The 2,523-nt window shown below is 73.1% G+C and carries 3 protein-coding genes and 1 pseudogene; 2 read left to right on the top strand and 2 right to left on the bottom strand.

Going from position 1 to position 2,523, the window contains the following annotated elements:
* Positions 1 to 555: pseudogene (locus SACHA_RS25000) on the bottom strand (hypothetical protein); the annotation flags it as partial.
* A gap of 120 nt (positions 556 to 675) precedes the next feature.
* Between SACHA_RS25000 and hisF the strand changes: the two are divergent.
* Both hisF and hisI read left to right on the top strand, forming a co-directional pair.
* Positions 676 to 1,449 (top strand): imidazole glycerol phosphate synthase subunit HisF, encoded by a 774-nt coding sequence (gene hisF, locus SACHA_RS0106015; RefSeq protein WP_019807975.1) that lies wholly within the window; start codon positions 676 to 678, stop codon positions 1,447 to 1,449.
* Positions 1,446 to 1,814 (top strand): phosphoribosyl-AMP cyclohydrolase, encoded by a 369-nt coding sequence (gene hisI / locus SACHA_RS0106010; RefSeq protein ID WP_019807973.1) that lies wholly within the window; start codon positions 1,446 to 1,448, stop codon positions 1,812 to 1,814. Before hisF ends, hisI begins: the two co-directional genes overlap by 4 nt.
* A gap of 25 nt (positions 1,815 to 1,839) precedes the next feature.
* Here hisI and SACHA_RS0106005 read toward each other — a convergent pair whose 3' ends face one another.
* The gene (locus tag SACHA_RS0106005; RefSeq protein ID WP_028662933.1) at positions 1,840 to 2,478 is read right to left on the bottom strand and encodes a TetR/AcrR family transcriptional regulator; all 639 of its coding nucleotides are present in this window, start codon (positions 2,476 to 2,478) and stop codon (positions 1,840 to 1,842) included.
* Positions 2,479 to 2,523 lie beyond the last annotated feature (45 nt).

Here is a 2,523-nt window from a genome sequence, read left to right as displayed (position 1 = left end):
CGCCAGGCCGACGAGAACGAGTGCGTAGAGCGCGTTCTCCAGTCCGGAGAAACTCCAGATCACGAACGACGGGATCGCCGCGAGCAGGGCACCGACCACGAGTGGCACCAGCCAGGGGCGGGACAGCACCCGCCGCGCGGCCCGGTGACACGCGGTGAGAACCCCCGCGCAGCACAGCAGCGCGAGCAGCTTCGGGTACAGGACGTAGTCCGGGATACCGAACAGGGTGCCGTGGTCGAACAGCCCGACCACGCGCCCGAACACCAGCAACAGCAACCAGGTCGGGTTGGAGAAGCCCTCCACCGGCTCGGCCCCCGGCTGCACGACCGACCCGAATCCCTCCGCGAAACTGCGCGCGTAGGCGAAGGTGATCGCGGCGTCGTCGATCAACCAGCTGCCGTACCGCCACGCGTGCGACCCGATCAGGGCGGTGCCCGCGGCGACCGCGGCGACGGGAGCGAGGGGGACACCACGTCGGGGCCCCGCCCCGGGCGCACCGTCCGGCGAAGGGTGTTCGTGGACGGTCCGCGCGTCGGGCATCGGGCCGAGTGTCATGGGGTCACTGTAGAGAGGCACCTCGTGCGCACACGTCCGGGTGATCCCCGGTGTGTCCTGCTCCTCCGGTGCCGCGCGGCCTGCGGACGGCCCGCGCGGCCGCCTGGGTAGGCTGACGGCATGTCCGTCGCCGTGCGAGTCATCCCCTGCCTGGACGTGGACGCGGGCCGGGTGGTCAAGGGCGTCAATTTCACCGGTCTGCGCGACGCGGGCGACCCGGTCGAACTCGCCCGCGTCTACGACGCCGAGGGCGCCGACGAACTGACCTTCCTGGACGTCACCGCCTCCTCCGGTGACCGGGAGACCACCTACGACGTCGTCCGCCGCACGGCCGAGCAGGTGTTCATCCCGCTGACCGTGGGCGGGGGCGTGCGCAGCACCGACGACGTGGACCGGCTGCTGCGGGCGGGTGCGGACAAGGTCAGTATCAACACCGCCGCCGTCGCCCGCCCCGAGCTGCTGCGCGAGGCGTCCCGGCGGTTCGGGGCGCAGTGCGTGGTGTTGTCGGTGGACGCCCGCCGGGTGCCCGCGGACGGGACACCCACGGCCTCCGGGTTCGAGGTCACCACGCACGGTGGACGCCGGGGCACGGGCATCGACGCGGTCGAGTGGGCGGCGCGTGGCGAGGAACTCGGGGTCGGCGAGATCCTGCTGAACTCCATGGACGCCGACGGCACCCGGACCGGGTTCGACCTGGAGCTGCTCCGGCTGGTGCGCGCCGCGGTGCGGGTCCCGCTGATCGCCAGCGGGGGTGCGGGCGAGGTGGCGCACTTCCCGCCCGCCGTCGACGCGGGCGCCGACGCCGTCCTCGCGGCGAGCGTGTTCCACTTCAAGGAGTTCACCCTCGGCGCGGTCAAGGACGCGCTGCGCGCCGACGGCGTGGTGATCCGGTGAGCGGCGCACTCGATCCGGCGATCGCGGACCGGCTCAAGCGCACCGCAGACGGCCTCGTGTGCGCCGTGGTGGTCGAGCACGCCACCGGGGAGGTGCTGATGGTGGCCTGGATGGACGACGAGGCGCTGCACCGGACCCTGAGCACCCGCCGCGCCACCTACTTCTCCCGCAGCCGGGGCACGCTGTGGGTCAAGGGGGAGACCTCCGGGCACACCCAGTACGTGCGCGAGGTGCGGCGGGACTGCGACGCCGACACCCTGCTGGTGCGCGTCGAGCAGACCGGGCCCGCGTGCCACACCGGCTCCCGGTCGTGCTTCGACACGGACGAGCGGGTGCTGCTGTCCGACACCGGCCCCGGCGCGTGACGACCCGGGACACGGGGAGGCGAGGTCACGGCCCTGCGCCGCTCGCCCCCGGGGAGAGGTCGCCGGTGAGGTAGTGCTGCAGCGTCGGTGCCACGGTCGCGACCAGCGTGTCGAGGTCGGTCGAGGCCACCGGTTCCAGCCCGACGACGTAACGCATCATGCCGAGTCCGACGACCTGCGTGGCGCACAGCGCCGCACGCAGGTCCGGCATGTCGGCCCCCGCCGTGCGGACGACCTCGGCGAGCATCGCGTCGACCAGCGTGTCCTTCAGCACGCCGAGAACCTGCTCATGCGTGCTGACTCCGCGCACGAGTGCCGCGAACACGTCACCGCCCGCCCCGTCCCAGATGGTGACGAACGTCCGCACGATGTTCTCCCCGAGGCGGTCCGGCCCGTCCGCGGTGACGCGGTCGACGATCTCGCGGTAGTCGAACGGCACGTGCAGGACGGCCCGGGCGAACAGGCCCTCCTTACCGCCGAACCAGTGGTTGACCATGGCCGGGTCCACTCCGGCCCTGGTGGCGATGGCCCGCACCGTCGCGCGGTCGTACCCGTTCTCGGCGAACATCGCCCGCGCGGCCTCCAGCAGCGCCGCCCGGGTGTCCTGCCCCACGGGCCTGCGCCCGCGCCTGCGCGGAGGGTCCGTGTTCCGTGCGGTGGTCACGGTGCCATCGTGCCCGGCCGGGGGAGCGGATTCCACCGGCCGTCG

Source organism: Saccharomonospora halophila 8 (assembly GCF_000383775.1).
In the GTDB taxonomy this organism is placed as follows: Bacteria; Actinomycetota; Actinomycetes; order Mycobacteriales; family Pseudonocardiaceae; genus Saccharomonospora; species Saccharomonospora halophila.
This window is presented reverse-complemented; position numbering and strand designations above follow the sequence as displayed.